Here is a 16,560-nt window from a genome sequence, read left to right as displayed (position 1 = left end):
AAAGGAGTTTAATTTAGGAGGCGGGGTTGGTTCAGGCGGAGCACAGGCTCCAGGAACTTTTTGGTAACGGCCTTGATGGCTTCCACTTCGGTCTTGAACAGGGCCCTTTCGGACTGTAGCTGCGCAAGGAGCTGCGGGAGGTGCTGTTCAATAAAGGGAACAACGGCGCCGGCCCGTTCCTGTTCCCGGTAGTGCCCTTCATTGATGCTCCGCCAGACGTTTTTGGCCGTTACGACAATGAGCTCGCTGCGGACCACTTCCTCCATTTCCGCGTAAATACGGGCCTGGTTCTCCCGCAGCTGGGCCTTCATCTCCTCCGGGGAAATGTCCAGCACCGGGGGCAGTTCCTGCAGGAAGGCCCCATCAAAACTTTTACAGGCCGGGTCGCTTTCTTTCTGGATTTCGAATTTGGAATTAAACAGCTTGACGTCCTCGCCCCTGGATTTGTTGGCCTTGTCCGGCGCCGCGGTCACCTTTCCCACGAACTCGCCCTTGTTCAGGGCCATGATGGCATCGGGCGGGAACAGCTCCTCCAGGCTTTGGGAATAGTTCCGCGATATGTCGTTGGCGGAAATGGTGGTGGACACCTTCCGCATATTTCGTTTGCCGAAAAGGGAGGCCGCATACCGGGCGGTTTCCCCGTCGCCCACTTCCCCAATGAAGATATTGCCCAGGCCTGCCTTGATCACCCTTGCCTCATCCTTTCCATAATCCCGGTCATACTGCCCGAAGTCTTGTGCCGCCAGCACGGTGATCACCCCGTTGCTACGGCCGGTATTGGGCAGGTTGTCCAGCCTTGGAATATAGATGGTTGGGGCTTCATCGACACAGTACAAACAGGGCAGCTTGCCCTGCTGGTTGATGGTTTTGGCGATCATGGCGGCATAAAGGGAAAGAGCCGGCGCCAGGGTCTCGCTCAGGTTGTTATCGTTGCCCAGCACCACGACCTTAGGCTCCTGGGGGTTATTGAGATCCAGGGTGAAGGAGATCCGCTCCTCCCGGGCCAGCTGCTTTTCTGCGGGGTCTTCGGTCATGACATAGAACATTTCCGGGACATTGAGCTTGCCGATGCTGTTTTGCAGGGTGGCGATCACCCCGGCATATTGCTCGTGCGCCCCCTTGGTCACGGCGCTGGCTACCGCCGCGGCGGAAGCCCGCAGTTCCGGGTCGTCCATCAGGATGGGAATGGTATACTCCTCGCTCATGGTCGCAAAGGCAATCGCATGGGGCAGGGTGGAGATGTTCCGCCCGGTGCGGTCGGCATATTTCTTATTAAACCACAGGATCGCAGTCAGCAGCACGATGGCGCTGTCCTCGAAAAACCCGCGCTTCTTGATCCATTCCCGGTTCAGGTTGCACAGGATCGTCGTGGCACATTCGCCCGCCAGGGCGATATTGTTCAGGATCCTGGGATCGAGGGGATTGCAGCGGTGGGAATAGCGCACATCGGTAAAATTGATGTAGTAAAACATCCGCCCCTTACCGGTAGCCCAGGGATAGGACTGCTCCAGGTCTGCCCTCCAGCCCCAGCGGCACATCACCGAGTAAGCATAACGGGCCAGGGCAGGGTATTTAAAATCATAGATCATGGCAGTGACCCCCTTGGAGAGCAGCTGCCGGATGACCTCCTCCACCAGGGTATAGGTTTTCCCCGAGCCCGGTCCCCCGACAATGGAAATGCCCCGCTGGGGTTCCAGCACGTTGACATAGCCGTCCCTCGTCTTCCAGTTGATGGAAAGGAAATTTTCAATTAGGGATTTGTTTTGCCGGAAGGTAAAACCGCCCAGCTGCATCCGCTGGGCTTTAATATCCAGGAGCGAAAAAGGCAGCGCGAACAGGGCGAAAAAATAAAGGACGTCCACAGCCGCCAACTGCCAGGGACGGGTAACGGTTAGGTAGGGGTGCTTGACCAATAGCAGGATCAGTAGGGAAACTGCAACGGAAATATAGGGAAGGGATGTTTTTTGTTCTTTGACCACCAGTACCCGCTCAGCCCATACATACAGGAAGATCATGACGATGTAGCCGAGCCGCAGCCAGGTCCCGCTTTCTCTTAGGAAACGGGAGCCCAGGACGCTGTCCCGGATTTTATTCAGCAGGTGGTTGGAAAACTGTTGGGGGCGCAGAAAGTAGGCATTATAATGAGCGATTTCGGCAAGGCAAAATCCCAAAAGAACGAAAATGCCGAGGTACGTCAGGAAAGGATCGCTCTTTCCGTTACTGGATTGCATAGCTGAACTTTTTAAGGAGGAAAAGAAAGCGACCCGGGGAAAAGGAAAGGGTACCCTTTTGTTCCCCGGGTCGAAAAAGGCAGGGGAGCAGGATTAGCGGCGCATGCCCCGGGTTTTGGCGGGCGGCTCTGGAGTGAGGTCTTCCTGGGTAATGGGCGTCTTTTTCTCCCCTTTGTCCTTGGTGTCCTCGGAAGCGGCGAGGCGTACGCCGCCCTCATCACCGACCACGGTAGTGGACTTCGAAGCAACGGAAGCACTGGCAGCAACCGCGTGGGTAGCCTGGCTGCTCGTAGCGCCCTGTTCCTTGCCGTTGGGCACCTGCGGACGGTCAGCAGTATGTGCGTTCTTGGGCAGGACCACTTCAGTGGCCTCGGCTTTTGCGGCAGCCGGCTCCTGGTGCACCTGGGCCCCTGCGATCTGCCGGGTGCTCACCTTTATTTCGCCGCCCTGTTGCAGCTCGTCCAGCTTTTTCTGTAATTCCCCGGTATGGTAGAGATGTAATTGGTAGCCTTCGCTGACCGATGGATGGAGCAGCTGTTTCAAGAATTCCTTTGCCTGCTCCACATACTGCCGCAGGCCCCGGTACAGGTCCACTAGAGGCTGAAGAAGGCTGAAATGATTCCCCCTCTGCTGCGCCGCTATATAGTCCAGTGCCTGCTGCGGATGGTCGAATGTTGGATGCAGCCGCGTAACGTTTCCGCATTTATCGCTTTCCAGGACAGTAAATTTCTTCACCAGGTCCTCACCCGCGCCCAAGGCGTTGCGCAGCATCGCCACCTGGCTGTGTTGCGGCTCGCGGTACTCCAGTTTAAAGGGGTCATGGTTATGAAGGATCAGGCGCATGGGCTGGAAGGCTACGGAAAGAAGGTTCACGACTTCATTACCGGTCTGGCCGATGCGGGGTTCCTCCTGGGGCGTGCCCTTTTTTCGAAGGTCGATCGGCCCCCCCTTTCTCAGCTGTTCCCGGTAATGCTCCTGCAGGCTGTTCGGGGGATGGCCATTTTCCCCTGCAGCCGGCTGCTGGTGGTTTTCCTGGGGGAGGGCTTCGCTGCGGGCGGCAGCCCTGCGGCCACCCTTTCCGGAAGGTCGTTGGCGCCGCTGCCCCTCCTGGAGGGAAGAGGAAGTGTTTTCTTCCGCTGCTACGGCCTCCGCCAGCGCCTGGCCCGAAGCGGCAACATCACTTTTAGGAGCAGCTGCTTCCTGGCCAGGGAACCGCAGTTCCAGGACTTGGCCGCGGAGCAGCTGCTCCTTCTGCCCCGCATCAATAGACTGTCCCATAATCGAGCTGCGGTTCAGCACACTTTGAGCGGGGACGGCTTCAAGGGTGTTGGTGTCCCAGTCAATATAGATGATCGCCCCCTTGGGATCAGCTTTCTCGTGCTGGCGCCAATCCTCCTTGTACACCCAGGCGTCCAATGTGTCCTGCCGGCTGGTGATCCGGGCAATTTCTTCTGGCGCCAACTGGCTGCGGTGAAACGATTCAATGTTCAATTCCGGCTGCCGTTCAGTGCTATACAGGCAGGGGTTCTTTTGATCGTCCTCGTACAAGCGGTACTTTTTAAACGGGTCTCCCGGGAAAGTGGAAATGAGTGAGGTCCGTAACCCGGCTTCGAGCCGTTCCTTTTCCCTGGGAAATTCCTGCAGATAGGCCGCCAGCGTCTCAGGCATGCCGATGATTTGCTCGTTTGCCATCTCGGTAAGGTTAAGGGTGATAAAATGTATATTAAAATTATACAGATTGTAAAACCTTGATGGAATGACTTAACTACATACCCTTCTTCCTTCTTTTCCGCCTCCGCTGCTCCTCATCCTCTTCGCTGGTATCCGCCCCGGTATTCAGCAGCTCGCCGGTGTACGGAAGTGGATATACGTCCGCCCGTTCAGCCGCGATTCCTTCCGCTTCTGCACCCAGGACTTCCCGGGCAAGGTCTGTAAACAGGTGCCTGCCCTGAACGGAGGTTTCGCCCTGCAGCACGGGCGCCGCATCGACTTGCGCGGCCACCGGCGCCTGGTCGGAAAACAGGTCTTTTATCTTGTTCCAGGAAAGATCCCTGCTTAACTCACTGGCTTTAAAAACCTCCCCGCTTTCTTCATGGATGAAGGAAATCCCATAAATGCCCTTGGCATTGATGGCCACTTTCACCCCGACGCCCGACTGCTCCAGCTTGTCGGCAAACTCCTGCAACGTCCTTCCGGGCAGGAGGGATTTTTTTACCAGCTCATAGACATTGGCTTTAAGGGATTCCCTGGGAGGCTGTCTCATAGGGGAGTGGCTGATCGGGGGATAATGGTTGCCGTCGGGCTGGTGCCGCCTTTGGTTACGCTCCAGCGCTTTGGAAATGGCAGTGAACGAGAAATTCTGTAAAAATGAAGATCCTTTCAGGCCGGGGCTTGCCTGCCGGCCGTGATCATCTATTATAAAAAAAATGATGCCGTTTTTTTGCCCAGCCCGTGCGGGTTTCCCCCTATTTTCATCCTGAAGGAGGAAGGAAACGCCCTGCCCCTGGAGCACCTGCCGCAGTCCCTCCAGACTTTGGGAACGGCTATCCCGCAGCGCCTCCTCTATTTTCAGCGCCACCCGGCTTTTGAGCCCGAGGTCCGGCGCTTCCGCTTCCATCTTTTTCCCTTTGATTTCTTTTTCCCGCGGCACCTCCAGAAGTCCGTAGGCGTTGACAATGCTGTCCAGGGCATCCTGGGAACGGCGGCGGTCATGGCTGTCCGAAATCCGCTTGCCCTGCCCATCCACCAGCACCGATACGATATGGATATGATCGTGCCCCCGGTCGCCGTGCCGGTAAACGGCATAGGGAGTGGCGCCGAACCCCATGGCCTTCATGTAGTCCGCGGCGATACCCATCCACTGCTCAGGGGTAAGCACCTGGCCGGGCGGGCTGTTGAGGCTCGTATGGAAGACCGGCCGCTCCACGTTCTTATTGAGTTCGGCAAACTGGGTGAGCTGGGCGGTGAGTTGCCCGCCCCGCTTTTCCTCCTGCGTATAGATCATACCCTGGCAGCCCAGGTACTGGGCAACGCCCCCGGCCACCTTGCGCTCGTTATAGTCCACGGCGCCTTTGATGTATTTCCCCTTACGGATCGCAGCGATCATGGCAGTAACTTTTTAATAAGGCTGATGGCTTCCACCATCCGGCTCTGGAGGTCGAGAGCCACCTCATGAAATTCTTTGAGGTTCAGCGGAGGCTCATGAAACGTGTTTGTGTACTGGGCAATCTGGTTCAGGTTGTTTGAACTGACGCCATGGAGCCGGAGCATTTCCTCCAGGATCTTGCGGTACTGATCCGCGTAATGACGGTAATTATCGGTCTGCCAGAAGGCGTCATTTTTATGAAGATGGAGTAAGTAATCGGTGATGGTGACGTCCCTGTTTTCGGCTGCCTGCACGATATCGTTATAATCAGAGGTCACCACACGGAAGGGTATCCTGTGGTTTTTCACGCGGTTTTCCCGCTTCTTTTTGGGATTGTCAGCCATGCCTTTTAATCTTTTCTGCGAATGTAGGGAGCAACCGGGTCATTCGGCGACCGCAGGGAGCCGGTTTGTGGACGCCCACAAACATACCTTGCTTTCTGAACCGCAAGGAGCAGACCAAAATGGCTGCAGGTAGATGAAAAAAGCCGTTGGAAAGCGGTTGTCCCAACTGGTAAGGGGAGGAGTGTAGCGGGAATCATAAACGGCCAAGATTGTAAGAGCGGAAAGGATGAAGCATTGGCAACCTGGCTTTAGCTTCCGTTTCAGGAACCGGCAACAGGCAGAAATAATATAAAAGCAAGATTGTCAGCAGGTTATAAAATAGCAATAACTATACAAAAATGGAAGAATAGAAATATATAAAAGTAGAAAAGCAGAAAACCACAAAAGTAGAAAAGTAGAAAATGCTACATTTCTATAAAGATCAATTTCTACAAGGATAAAAAGATACGTTTCTGAAAAAGGAAATGTATGTATAGATAAATAGATAAAGAGATAACTGAATAGGTAGATAAATAAATTAACGGATATACCTATATGTTGGTATATAGATTGATTGACAGACTGGTTATCAGAACCATTACCATTCTTAAGAGGAATACACTTTCATAGAAACCTACCTTAGGAAATCCCGGAGGATACCATCCATTGAGGAACCGTTGAGCAGGTAAGAGCGACACATTCTTCTGCAATCAATAAAAACCACGCAATGACAATAGGTTTCATCACTTCGAAAGGAGGGGAGGGGAAATCCATGATCTCGCGTATGTTCTGCACCTTCATCAATTATGACGCCGTGGAAATTCCTATTATCCTCATCGATGCGGACGTACAGGATTCCCAGGGTACCAAGCGGCAGAGCGACCTGCTGCGAATCCAGAACAAGTTCTACGGGGAGCGGCACTGGCTCACCCGGAAGCTCCAGCAATTGCTGGATAAGGACGGCAGGCTGTACGACATCATCCGTATCCCGGAACCGAAGTCGGGCCAGGGGAATAACAGGGCGTTTGCCGACCTGGTAACGGCCCTGGATTTCTATGATACCCATAAACAAGATGCCCTGATCGTGGTGGACGTGGCCGGTAATGCCCTGAGCGACAACTTCCAGGCAGTAAAACCCCACCTGGACTACCTTTTTATCCCGGTTTCCCTGGGAGAGGATGCCCGGAACGTTTTTCACTCCAACCTGGAACTCATCTACGAGACGCGCGAGACGTATAGGCGTCTCAAAGGAGTATATGCCTTCTTTAACCGTTACCAGAAAAATAGGGCGGTTCATTTTGAAAAACTGCGAGAGCAGGTGCTGGCGGAGGAGGCAGCCAGGCAGCTCGGTATTGAGTTCCTGGAAAACCATATCGTGGAAACCTCCATACTCAATAACTCTTCCCTCGTCAGTTCCCTGGTCATCAATGCCTGTAACACCCTGGTGCCCCACACCAGCTATTATGATTTGGGAATCGACAGGTTTGCCTTGGAGGTAATGGAAAAATCCTATTTCAAACAGTACCAACTGCAATAATTATGGAAGACACTACGGCTAAGGTGATCAACGGGGAAGAAAAGGGAAATAAAAGGGAAACCACCCAGGAGCGGTTGCATCGCTTGCAAAAGCTGGACGAAGAACTGCAACGGCAACAGAAAAACCTGACCGCCCCCTTTAGGGCGAATGGAGCTGCAGGAGGCGCAGCTGGCCAGGAGGTGGATAGAAATCAACCCGGCGACCCAGAACGGGAAACTTTGGGCGCACGGCAAAACCCATCGTTGCCGGTAATGTCCCGATCACCGGCGCCGCCTGCTGACAGCCAGGTAGCCAACAATGCAGGGCCAGCGGAGGACAGCGAAAATTTTGGACAGCAGTTGGAAGGGGAAGGCTCAAAAAATAAAGGAAGAAAAACAGCCGATAAAAATAAAAGGGAAAAAGAAAGTCCCGGCGAAGACCTCGACACCTTCTTCCAGGAGTACCTGGAAAAGGTAGACGTCTCCGGCCAGGGAATTAGCGTAAAGCTGGTGGACAAGAACCTCGCATTGGAGCTGAACCAGTTAATTTATGCCTATAAGATCCGGGCTAAGAATAAGAACATGAAAATCAGCCTGCAGTTACTGATGTCCGCTATTATTTATAAATGGCTGGAAGATTATGAGGGAGATATCCGGAAACTCTTTATGTAGATAACTACATTTTTTTCAGTCATATATAATTTTATAATTTAGTGAACGTTATTGAGATACCTGCACTTTTTCCTGCTGCCTGATTTTTATCGCCAAGATGAGATACCATTTAAACTTAATGCATAATGAATTGGCAGGACTGGTTTGGCCGAAATTTTGCCGCAGGCAAAAGAGGCCCGCAACAAGCAGAAAACAAGGCTGCAGGTACTGAATTTTTAAAATTTGTACCTACCAGGAAACGGGTTCCGGAAGATCCCGTTCCAACTTCAAAACAGGCGGAGGCGCCTTCTGTTCAATCTCCTAGCCACGAAACCACGGTAGCACTAAAAAGTGAATCTCAGGCTGATACCCCCTTGAATAGCTCCTATCCGTCACCGTTGAGTATCATTCGAAAAGCCGTCTTACGATCAAAGCAGTTTGATAATGAAGTTGCCGGCACTTCTGTGGAGCACTTCCTTCAGGAAATGCTCCAGGAAGGCCGTCTTCAGTTTGTTTACCGTTCGGAACCCCGCGAACCGGAGGTTATCCCTGCGCACCTGGTGGAGTGGAGAGGAAATGTTTTGCTGATCAGGGAACTGGATGACTCGCCCGGCTTTCGCTCTCTGGAGCTTGCCTGCCAGTTGGAAGGCGAGGAGGAAAGGAGAAGAAGCGGAGAAGCAAGGCGCCGGCTGGAGCACGTAAAAAACGCTGCCCCAACCGACAAGCCGGTGAAATTACCGGCCCCCGAAAGGGAAAAGCCGGAGCAGCTCAGCGATGAGACGCAGCAGCGCAACAGACCGGAAAACAGCAGGATCCAGGGGGAAAACAACGCAGTCCCTGCAAAAGGTAAGGGTGGCCAGCAGGCCACTCTGGACTTTCCCGGGCAAGGGAAGGAAAAAAACGGGAGTCGAAAAGTGGATGATTTTATAACCGGCGAGTTGAAAAAGGACAGCAGCGGGCAGCAGCAAAATGGAGACGAAAAAGGGTAACGTTCATGGTGTACTTCCTAATCAATCAATATATAACCATGAAAAAAGACATTTTATCTGCCTACGAAAGTCCGCAAAGGACAATGCTAAAGAGCTTCCTGGTACTTTTTGTATTGGCGCTGCTGCTACCCTCCCTTTGCCAGGCCCAGATCGGGGTTGTCTCCGATAAGTTCCGTACGGTGGCCACAGAGGTAAAAAGTGTGCTGCGCATCGTCATCCCCGTGCTGATGCTTATAGGGCTTGCCCAGGTGTTCTTCATGTACAAGAACGGGAACCCGGATGCTAAGAACCGCCTCATCCAGGTAATCATCGGGGGCGTGATTTACGCCGCGGCGGACGCCATTATGACCCTCCTGAACATGGCCTGAACCAGGGGACCATACCCATTCGGAAATAGCTCATTAAAAATCCTGAATTATGAAGAAGAATTTCCGGCTCTTTGTCCTTCTGTTTTCCATCCTGCTGCTCCTCGTGCATATCCTTTTTAAAAGCGGATGGGGAGGCGACAGTTCCCTCGCTCACCTGCTCCGGCAGGCGCCCGGCAACGGGGGCCTTTTGCTGCTGGTCCTACTGGGTATCGGGGAGTTTTTGGAGTTATTCTCATTAAGCAACAGGGGCAAAAAGCAGCTGCGCGCATGAAGTTTACGACCAACAACAGCCTCAAGGAAAGGCCGGTCTTTTTCGGGCTCAAGGATATTTATGTGGGATACATCGGGATCGCCTTCACCCTTGGTTTTATCCTGGCGTTCCTGGCTTCAGGGATCTTTGGTCTTTCCCTGGGCATTGGGCTGGCAGGCACCGGCCTGCTGGTTACCGGGGTCTACCTGTTCCTGCGCTGGGTCCAGAAAAGGCCCCAGGACGCGGATGTGTTCCTGGACCGGTTCCTTTCCTATCATATGCAGGGGTTCAAAAAGATCAGCGCCGGTTACTCGAATAACGAGCAGTTTTTGAAATTCAAAAAGAAGTAGGTTATGGGGTGGAAGGATATTTTTTCTTGGGGAGGAAAGCCAGTTCCTGCCGGGGGTACAAAAGAGGAAATAAACGGCAGCCCGGTGCCCCTGCCGGCGACGGACGGCGTAGCGGCCGACGAGCCGGCTCCTCCTGCGGGGCCCGCTCCCGGGAAAGGGAAGCGGGAAAAATACCGCAGTGTATCTATAGAGGACGCCTGCCCCATTCTGCTTCCCAACGCCTCCTATGACGGAAATGTGTTTGTCAACAAGTTCGGGGATTGGTCGCTGATGTACAAGGTACAGTTACCGGAAGTGTTTTCCCTGGATTTCTCCGATTATGAGATCCTGGTCAGCACCCTTTCCCGGTCCCTGAATATCTTCCCCGCGGATTACGTCATCCACTTTCTTTATTTCTGCACGCCCCGGGCCGTCAGCGTCCAGTCGAACCGGGAAAACCTGATGGACCGCTGGTTCACGGCCCACGTGGGGATCCGAAGTGCCATGCAGGTGGACTGCTATGTGGTGTTCACCCGGGTAGCGGACCCCGCAAGGACGGCCAGTGATTTCCATGGGGTGCTTTCCCTGCTGAACTTCCAGCCGGCCTTCGACCCGGATCATTACAGTGCCCGGGCGGTCCGGGAGATGTACGGGGAAAGCGAAAAATTTATGGCGGCCCTGAGTGGGGCGCTCACCGAGGATTTTAAACGCCTGGGGTTTGCCCCCCTTACCGCGGAAGAGGCATTCCGGGTGATTGCCGACCGGTACCTGAATGGCCGCTGGCAGGGAGAAAGCCGTGAACGGTCGGACCTGTTCCATCATGAGGACGGCATGACCGTTGGCGACCAGCAGCTGTTTTGCGCGGTCATGAACCATAACGGCTATCCCACCGAATTGCATACCTCCCGCATTGATGAAAAGAACTCTCTGGCCCGGATAGGGGAAGTGGAGGTATCCTTTGCCCACCAGCTGGTGTATGGCCTGGACTTCCCGCACCTGGTACACAACATCTTTTATACGCTGGACCAGAAAAAAGTACGGGAGGGGCTGGAGGCGCGTGAGCGGCAGATGCGCTCACTGGCGGCCGGCAATTCCTGGAACGTAGCGAAGCTCAAAGGAATAGAGGAAGGGCTGCGCCTGATCAGCGAACACCCGGAGTACCGGCTGGTGGAGCAGGTATTCGCCGTTCAGCTGCTCGCAGACAGCGGGGCCGAAGGGGAGCGGAGCCGCCGCATCGGCCGCCTGCGGAACCTCTTTGCTACCCTGGATATCGGCATGAACATGTGCGCCTATGCGACCATGAACTATTTTTTTACCCTGACTCCGGGTGTTGCCTCCGCTATTCCGAAGGGCAGCCGGGCCCTGGGGCTGTCCCAATGGGCAGCCTCCATGATGTGCTTTGAGGATCTGCAACGCTCTGCCATAACGGGTGTGCCCTTCATGGAACGCCGGTTCAACACCCCGGTATGGGTGGACATCTGGAACTACCCCGGCATTGAGAACCGCAACCAGGTAGTGATCGGCTCGAGCGGCGCGGGAAAGAGTTTTTTGCTGGGGCACCTGGTTTCCTACTTTTTGTACCAGTTCATCGACGTGATCATCGTGGATATCGGCTTTTCCTACAAGAAGCTGCTGTTGCTGGAGGAAGACGAGGAGAACCGCCTTGCCCGCTATGGGCTGCAGGAGTTTATGGAACGAAAGAACGCCTACCTGGTGGAAAGCTCCGCCTCCAAGCCACTGGTGTACAATCCGTTTTTGGTAGCGATCAGGGGCGAAGACGGCGACTGGCGCATTCCCCGGGAGGACCACGAAATTGACCCGGCCAACTTTATTGTGACCCTGATTTTTATGGCCTGGAAGGGAGGCGATGAGGACCTTTCCAGCGAGGTCTACTCGGTGCTGACGCAGAGTGTGGATTTTTACTATGACTGGTTTAACCGCCAGGCCCGCGAGGAACGGGAGGGCAGGGGTAGCAACGAAAAGTATGGTTACCCCTCATTTACAGGGTATTATAACTTTTTGATCAGTGAATTCAAAGAACACTTTCCCCGGGTCACCTCGAAGCATTTTGACCTGGAGAGCTTTGAACTCGTGCTGGGTATCTATGCCCATGGCCACCTCCGCCACATCCTGAATTGCGAAAAGAACCCGGATATTTTTGATGCCCGTTTTGTGGTTTTCGAACTGGAGTACATCAAGAACGATAAGTTTCTCTTCGGGATCACCTCCGTGATCATCATGCAGGTGGTGCTCGAAAAGATGATTTACTCGAAAAAGGCGGCTGCCCGGAAGGGCCGTAAGGTATACCTGCTGATGGACGAGGTATGGAAGGTGCTGTCCTCCAGCATGAAGCCCTTTGTGCAATACATGTACAAAACGGCCCGCAAGCACGACGGGGCCATCTGCGTGGCCACCCAGGAGGCCGAGGACATCATCAAAAGCGGCATCGGCGATGCCATTAACGGGAACTCGGACATCAAGATCCTCACTGTCCAGAAACAGGATAAAAGGGCGGTGCTCCAGGATTACTTTTCGCTTTCCGACGCCCAGACCAATCTGTTGTACTCCCTGCAGAAGGACAAAAGCGGCTTCCGCGATGTGTTCTTCAAGTTTGGCACCAAGGCCACGGCTTTCCGCTTCGAGGTCTCCCCGGAGCAGGCCCTGGTATTGAGCTCGTCGGCCAGGGATAAGGGGGACGTCTATGGCCATTACGATAAAAATGGAAATATGGAGCGGTCGGTCTACCAGGTACTGGAGGACCGCGGGCAAAAAGGTTTTGTCGATGAGGATTTAAGGTAAGGGCGCTCCAAAACATTATTAGTGAACCAAAAACGCTTTTGCCATGAAAAAGGTGCTGATTTCCTTTCTGGCTCTTGGGCTTAGCCTCTTTGCCCTGCCCCTGAGGGGACAGGTGATTGTTTCCGACCCAATGAGCTATGCTCAATTGGTAACCAATGCCACCCAGGCGGCCACCCAGGCTACGGCCCAGATTACCCACCTGCGGGCGATGACCAAATGGATTTCTAACACTTGGGAAAAGTCAAACGAAGCAATTAAAACTTATAAACGGTCCAAAGAGTTTTGGCAGAAGTCCCAGGAAATCGTAGACAATATGGGCAACATCAAAGGATGGGTGCAGCGCGACGGCGCCATCATGAACCAGAACTTCAGGAAGGAGGCCGATGAAACGGTCCGGGTGGCGGGTGGCATCATGGCGGATGGGGTAAACTATATTACCATGGCTGTGAGCAAGGACAACCTGGATTATTCTCAGCGCATCGAGCTGGTAAACAAGGCATTGGGGAAGCTGGAGGAAGCACTTTGGAAGATCAACCGGCTGAAGGTAAAAGTGGAAGACGACTATATTGCCACCTCCACCATTGAAATGAAGCAGGACCTGCGCAACTCCCTGTACAAAGCTTTTTCGAACAAATAAAATCCGAAAGCCATGTATGTGCTCGATTCGGGCAGCCCTGTCACGCAGGCGTTTATGCCCTTTTTGGAAAAGATCGCGCAAGGGGAGGTAGGGGGGATGGCCTCCGGGATCATGCATCATGTAACGGGCTATGCGCTGGCGGTGGCCGGCATCGGCTTTTTAATCAGCTATGCGGTAGGCTCGGCCCGGATGATGACCGGGCAGGGAATGGCCTGGGGCTTCATTGTCAAGCTGATTGCCATGTCCTGCCTGATACTTTCCTATTCCCCGATTGCCAAGATTGTTTTCAGTGCCCTGCAGGCACCTTCCATGGCAGTAATGGAAGATGTAGGAAACCGCATACAAAACAATGGAACAAGCACGTCCATGGAAATGGATAAGGCGAACAAACAGGCGGAGGCGAATAGAGAGGAGCGGGCGAAAAAGGCCGCTAATACTCCATCTGAAGACAATGCTGGGGTAAAGAATGCCACCCACGAAATTGGCCTGGCGGAAGTATTTCTGGATCCTGGGGGTGCATTTTATAAGTCGCTATCCAATCTGTTCTTTTATTTTATTACGTTCCTGATCGACCTGTTGTCCCTGCTGGTGGATGTGATCTTTGTGATCCTTTCCCGGTACCTGCTCGAGATTTTGTTCGCCCTGGGTCCTATAGCCATTGCCTTTTCCTTCTTTCAACCGCTGGAGGGGTCGGCTATTGGCTGGTTTAAATACGTAGTGGTGGTTTCTCTTTGGGTATTTATCCTTTCCGCCATTGACCTGATGAATACGTCGTATGGGGCCACAGCTGCAATAAAGTCCATGAATGACCAGATCAGCGCCATGAAGTCGGGTGCCGCTAAGGATGCGGCCGTAGAGCAAATGAGCCTGGTGGTGATGGCCCTGAAGCTGGGACTGGTGATCATAAAGTTGTTTGTTCCCAAGATAGCGGATGTAGTTATCAGCGGTTCCCATGGGGGTAATTTCTTTACCGCTGCTGCCGGCGCCGTGACTGCTGCCGCGACCAGAATAATGGGCGGGGTACCCAAAGCAGCCTGAATCAAAATCATTCATCTCTAATAGGCATATCATGAGAAACCTGATCTTTATTTTAATTATTAGTGTTTTCCAGCTCTGCTCCTGTAAGGATGCCAGCAGCGAAAAGCCAGAGGCCTCCGCACCCACCGAAAACGAATCAAAGGTTTTGGAAATTAAAGGTGATCCCGCTTCCAAAATAAGCAGCTTTTCAACAAAGGAGGTAGCGCAGAAGGCTTTGGACATTTACCAAAAGTCGGACAGGCGCTTTGAGGGAAAATATACGAGCGTGTACACCATTTCCCATGGAAAGAAACTGGCCATAATCGTGAGTTTAAGTAAACTACCAGCTCAGCATATATATGAGCACCTACCTTTTGATAGCAGCGATTATAACATGGATATGCTTCGGTATTACTCTTGGGACGAAATGGGTGTTTCTCGGCATCGCCACAGTCGGGGAAATCTGATTTCTGCCGGCGGGCGCCTTCAAATGGTGCAGAGCTCTACATTCAACCGGTCTGGATCGGTTTCCTTGGATGGCGAAGTACTAAAACTGTACACCCCATTCACCCCCTCAGTCACCCAGAAAGAGCCTTGGCTCACGACGATAAATTGGGAATTGAGCAAAGCTACTGGAGCGCCCTATCCTCCGGACAAGGAGTTCAATGGCTACGATAAGGAAAATGACTTTTTATATAATGATCCCGCGTTTCAGGATCTACTGAAGCAAAATCCTGAGTTCTCGGCAAAAAACTGAGTTTCACCATGGACACCAATCAAAGATTTCATGAAGTAGGAACGATTTCAGGCATCAACACGATGGTGAGCGGTTACCGCAAAATGGTGCTCTGGTCGATCGTCACCCTTGCCGCCGGCTTTATCATTTGCCTGGTCATGATGAAAAGCTTTTATGTAAAGGAAGCCAGGCAGGTGTTTGTCGTCAAGGAATACGGACTGGAGAAAGTCAGGGACAAAAAGGTAATGGTGGAGGGGCACGTAGCCATGTTCCTCACCAAATTTTTTGCCTTGGACCCGAGCAATTACAAGAAAAGTACGGAGGAAGCGCTGAACCTGATCGGCAACGACGGGAAAAAGCTCTACAATGCCTACAAGGAAAGGCAGTGGTTCAACCAGATCGTTACCAGCAACCTTAACATCAACCTGGACATTGAAAGCATCCGGGCCGATATGAGCACCTATCCATACACGGTGGTCTTCGAATCCAAGATGGTGGTGCAGCGGGAAACAAACATCCAGCGCCGGTACCTCAACGGGCATTGCCGGGTAAGCGAGACGTCCAATTCCGAGCTGAATCCCTATGGAATGATGATCTCTGATTTCGTAATCACCCAAAATGACGACTATGTGGAACCCAAAAAGCGCGGCATTTTTAATTAGTTGCTGCTGGATCCTGGCGGCGGCGGCCACTCCCAGGGATTCCTCCTACTTCAAAACCATCTACGTGATCAAAAGCATGAATACCTATGTCCAGTTCACCGGGGTAAAGCCCAAAAGCATCAACGTGGGCGGTAGTACCGGAGACTTCCTTTGGAGCGTGGATCCCGGGGGCATCGTTATGTTTAAAGCCGTCCGGAAGAATTTCCCTGCTACCAATATGCTGGTCACGACGAAGGACACGGTGCTGCAGTTCCGCATTGAGTATGGGGTAGGCGGTAAGGGAGACCGGATCAATAAGATCGACCTTTCTTTTAACGGCCGGTACTCCGGCGTGGAAAAGACCGCAGCCGACCGTCGCCACGACAGCCTCAACAAGCTGCTGAAAACCAAACCCTACAGCGAAGCGGAAATACTCGTCCGGGACGCAGCCAACCCCTCCGAATACCAAGGCGACTTCCAGCCAGCTTCCTTTGGTGCCGTCCGCCAGGCACGCAGGGAGGTCAAGCGGGTGAACTTCGGGGACGGGTACGGGATGCTTTCCCTGGTAAACTTCCTGCAGGATAAGGATTTCTTCTACTTTGTACTGGGTTTTGAAAACCGCTCTAAAATCGAGTTCCCCATCGATTACCTGTCCTTTGAGGTGAAGTCGGTGAAGCCTGCCCAGAAAAACGAAACGGACCAGCGTTTCTATGCCAAGTACGTCCCCGACCCGACTAATGCAAAGGTGATCTTCTCCGGGGACCGCAAAAGGCTCATCTATGCAACGCGCAAGTTCGCGCTGCGCCGGGACGAGGAGCTGCACATTAAGCTATTTGAGCGCTCGGTGAACAGTAAGGGCCGCCAGTACGAGATGGTATTGCGGCAAAAGGTGTTCAACCGCAGCCTTCAGGTCCTTCAAACTTATTAAT

At 53.1% G+C, this 16,560-nt stretch carries 16 protein-coding genes; 12 read left to right on the top strand and 4 right to left on the bottom strand.

The features are described from left to right. Positions 1-8: 8 nt before the first annotated feature. The 4 genes from V9K67_RS21480 to V9K67_RS21465 all read right to left on the bottom strand — a co-directional run bounded on the left by V9K67_RS21480 (position 9) and on the right by V9K67_RS21465 (position 5,720). Positions 9-2,231, bottom strand: a complete 2,223-nt coding sequence (locus V9K67_RS21480; protein ID WP_336726079.1) for a TraM recognition domain-containing protein — start codon at positions 2,229-2,231, stop codon at positions 9-11. 93 nt (positions 2,232-2,324) lie between these two features. Next, positions 2,325-3,923: a hypothetical protein gene (locus V9K67_RS21475; protein ID WP_336726077.1), complete on the bottom strand. Its 1,599-nt coding sequence runs from the start codon at positions 3,921-3,923 to the stop codon at positions 2,325-2,327. Between the two features lie 73 nt (positions 3,924-3,996). After that, a complete protein-coding gene (locus V9K67_RS21470; RefSeq protein WP_336726075.1) occupies positions 3,997-5,337 on the bottom strand; it encodes a relaxase/mobilization nuclease domain-containing protein in 1,341 nt (446 codons plus the stop codon). After that, positions 5,334-5,720, bottom strand: coding sequence for a hypothetical protein (locus V9K67_RS21465; protein ID WP_336726073.1), 387 nt, complete (start codon positions 5,718-5,720; stop codon positions 5,334-5,336). Before V9K67_RS21465 ends, V9K67_RS21470 begins: the two co-directional genes overlap by 4 nt. A gap of 706 nt (positions 5,721-6,426) precedes the next feature. On the opposite strand from V9K67_RS21465, the gene V9K67_RS21460 reads away from it, so the two are divergent. The 12 genes from V9K67_RS21460 (at position 6,427) to V9K67_RS21405 (ending at position 16,559) form a co-directional block, all read left to right on the top strand. Continuing rightward, entirely contained in the window at positions 6,427-7,236 is an 810-nt protein-coding gene (locus V9K67_RS21460) for a P-loop NTPase family protein (protein ID WP_336726071.1), read from the top strand. 2 nt (positions 7,237-7,238) lie between these two features. Further along, entirely contained in the window at positions 7,239-7,886 is a 648-nt protein-coding gene (locus tag V9K67_RS21455; RefSeq protein ID WP_336726069.1) for a hypothetical protein, read from the top strand. Between the two features lie 125 nt (positions 7,887-8,011). Next, positions 8,012-8,854, top strand: coding sequence for a hypothetical protein (locus V9K67_RS21450; RefSeq protein ID WP_336726067.1), 843 nt, complete (start codon positions 8,012-8,014; stop codon positions 8,852-8,854). An 83-nt stretch (positions 8,855-8,937) separates the two neighbouring features. Continuing rightward, positions 8,938-9,222 carry a TrbC/VirB2 family protein gene (locus tag V9K67_RS21445; RefSeq protein ID WP_336726065.1) on the top strand — a complete coding sequence of 95 codons (285 nt, stop codon included), beginning with the start codon at positions 8,938-8,940 and terminating at the stop codon, positions 9,220-9,222. Between the two features lie 49 nt (positions 9,223-9,271). Then, a complete protein-coding gene (locus V9K67_RS21440; RefSeq protein ID WP_336726063.1) occupies positions 9,272-9,493 on the top strand; it encodes a hypothetical protein in 222 nt (73 codons plus the stop codon). After that, the gene (locus V9K67_RS21435) at positions 9,490-9,822 is read left to right on the top strand and encodes a hypothetical protein (RefSeq protein WP_336726062.1); all 333 of its coding nucleotides are present in this window, start codon (positions 9,490-9,492) and stop codon (positions 9,820-9,822) included. Before V9K67_RS21440 ends, V9K67_RS21435 begins: the two co-directional genes overlap by 4 nt. Before the next feature lie 84 nt (positions 9,823-9,906). Continuing rightward, complete coding sequence (locus tag V9K67_RS21430) at positions 9,907-12,600, top strand: TraG/VirB4 family ATPase (RefSeq protein ID WP_336726061.1); 2,694 nt, start codon at positions 9,907-9,909, stop codon at positions 12,598-12,600. Positions 12,601-12,643: 43 nt separating this feature from the next. Next, positions 12,644-13,237, top strand: coding sequence for a hypothetical protein (locus V9K67_RS21425; protein WP_336726059.1), 594 nt, complete (start codon positions 12,644-12,646; stop codon positions 13,235-13,237). 12 nt (positions 13,238-13,249) lie between these two features. Further along, positions 13,250-14,275, top strand: a complete 1,026-nt coding sequence (locus V9K67_RS21420) for a hypothetical protein (RefSeq protein WP_336726057.1) — start codon at positions 13,250-13,252, stop codon at positions 14,273-14,275. A 31-nt stretch (positions 14,276-14,306) separates the two neighbouring features. Further along, complete coding sequence (locus V9K67_RS21415) at positions 14,307-15,011, top strand: hypothetical protein (protein ID WP_336726056.1); 705 nt, start codon at positions 14,307-14,309, stop codon at positions 15,009-15,011. Between the two features lie 8 nt (positions 15,012-15,019). Continuing rightward, on the top strand, positions 15,020-15,652 hold the full coding sequence (locus V9K67_RS21410; RefSeq protein ID WP_336726054.1) for a hypothetical protein: 633 nt from the start codon (positions 15,020-15,022) through the stop codon (positions 15,650-15,652). Beyond that, positions 15,618-16,559: a DUF4138 domain-containing protein gene (locus V9K67_RS21405; protein WP_336726053.1), complete on the top strand. Its 942-nt coding sequence runs from the start codon at positions 15,618-15,620 to the stop codon at positions 16,557-16,559. Before V9K67_RS21410 ends, V9K67_RS21405 begins: the two co-directional genes overlap by 35 nt. Position 16,560: the final 1 nt, after the last annotated feature.

The sequence above is a fragment of the Huijunlia imazamoxiresistens genome (genome assembly GCF_037132455.1).
GTDB classification, from domain to species: Bacteria; Bacteroidota; Bacteroidia; order Chitinophagales; family Chitinophagaceae; genus Flavisolibacter; species Flavisolibacter imazamoxiresistens.
The sequence above is the reverse complement of the archived record's forward strand: the minus strand, read 5'-3'. Positions and strand labels throughout refer to the sequence as shown.

What these genes read in the sequence shown, in the direction of transcription:
- V9K67_RS21480 (WP_336726079.1), bottom strand. Translation starts at nt 2,231, where the DNA reads ATGCAATCCAGTAACGGAAAGAGCGATCCTTTCCTGACGTACCTCGGC.
- V9K67_RS21475 (WP_336726077.1), bottom strand. Translation starts at nt 3,923, where the DNA reads ATGGCAAACGAGCAAATCATCGGCATGCCTGAGACGCTGGCGGCCTAT.
- V9K67_RS21470 (WP_336726075.1), bottom strand. Translation starts at nt 5,337, where the DNA reads ATGATCGCTGCGATCCGTAAGGGGAAATACATCAAAGGCGCCGTGGAC.
- V9K67_RS21465 (WP_336726073.1), bottom strand. Translation starts at nt 5,720, where the DNA reads ATGGCTGACAATCCCAAAAAGAAGCGGGAAAACCGCGTGAAAAACCAC.
- V9K67_RS21460 (WP_336726071.1), top strand. Translation starts at nt 6,427, where the DNA reads ATGACAATAGGTTTCATCACTTCGAAAGGAGGGGAGGGGAAATCCATG.
- V9K67_RS21455 (WP_336726069.1), top strand. Translation starts at nt 7,239, where the DNA reads ATGGAAGACACTACGGCTAAGGTGATCAACGGGGAAGAAAAGGGAAAT.
- V9K67_RS21450 (WP_336726067.1), top strand. Translation starts at nt 8,012, where the DNA reads ATGAATTGGCAGGACTGGTTTGGCCGAAATTTTGCCGCAGGCAAAAGA.
- V9K67_RS21445 (WP_336726065.1), top strand. Translation starts at nt 8,938, where the DNA reads ATGCTAAAGAGCTTCCTGGTACTTTTTGTATTGGCGCTGCTGCTACCC.
- V9K67_RS21440 (WP_336726063.1), top strand. Translation starts at nt 9,272, where the DNA reads ATGAAGAAGAATTTCCGGCTCTTTGTCCTTCTGTTTTCCATCCTGCTG.
- V9K67_RS21435 (WP_336726062.1), top strand. Translation starts at nt 9,490, where the DNA reads ATGAAGTTTACGACCAACAACAGCCTCAAGGAAAGGCCGGTCTTTTTC.
- V9K67_RS21425 (WP_336726059.1), top strand. Translation starts at nt 12,644, where the DNA reads ATGAAAAAGGTGCTGATTTCCTTTCTGGCTCTTGGGCTTAGCCTCTTT.
- V9K67_RS21420 (WP_336726057.1), top strand. Translation starts at nt 13,250, where the DNA reads ATGTATGTGCTCGATTCGGGCAGCCCTGTCACGCAGGCGTTTATGCCC.
- V9K67_RS21415 (WP_336726056.1), top strand. Translation starts at nt 14,307, where the DNA reads ATGAGAAACCTGATCTTTATTTTAATTATTAGTGTTTTCCAGCTCTGC.
- V9K67_RS21410 (WP_336726054.1), top strand. Translation starts at nt 15,020, where the DNA reads ATGGACACCAATCAAAGATTTCATGAAGTAGGAACGATTTCAGGCATC.
- V9K67_RS21405 (WP_336726053.1), top strand. Translation starts at nt 15,618, where the DNA reads ATGTGGAACCCAAAAAGCGCGGCATTTTTAATTAGTTGCTGCTGGATC.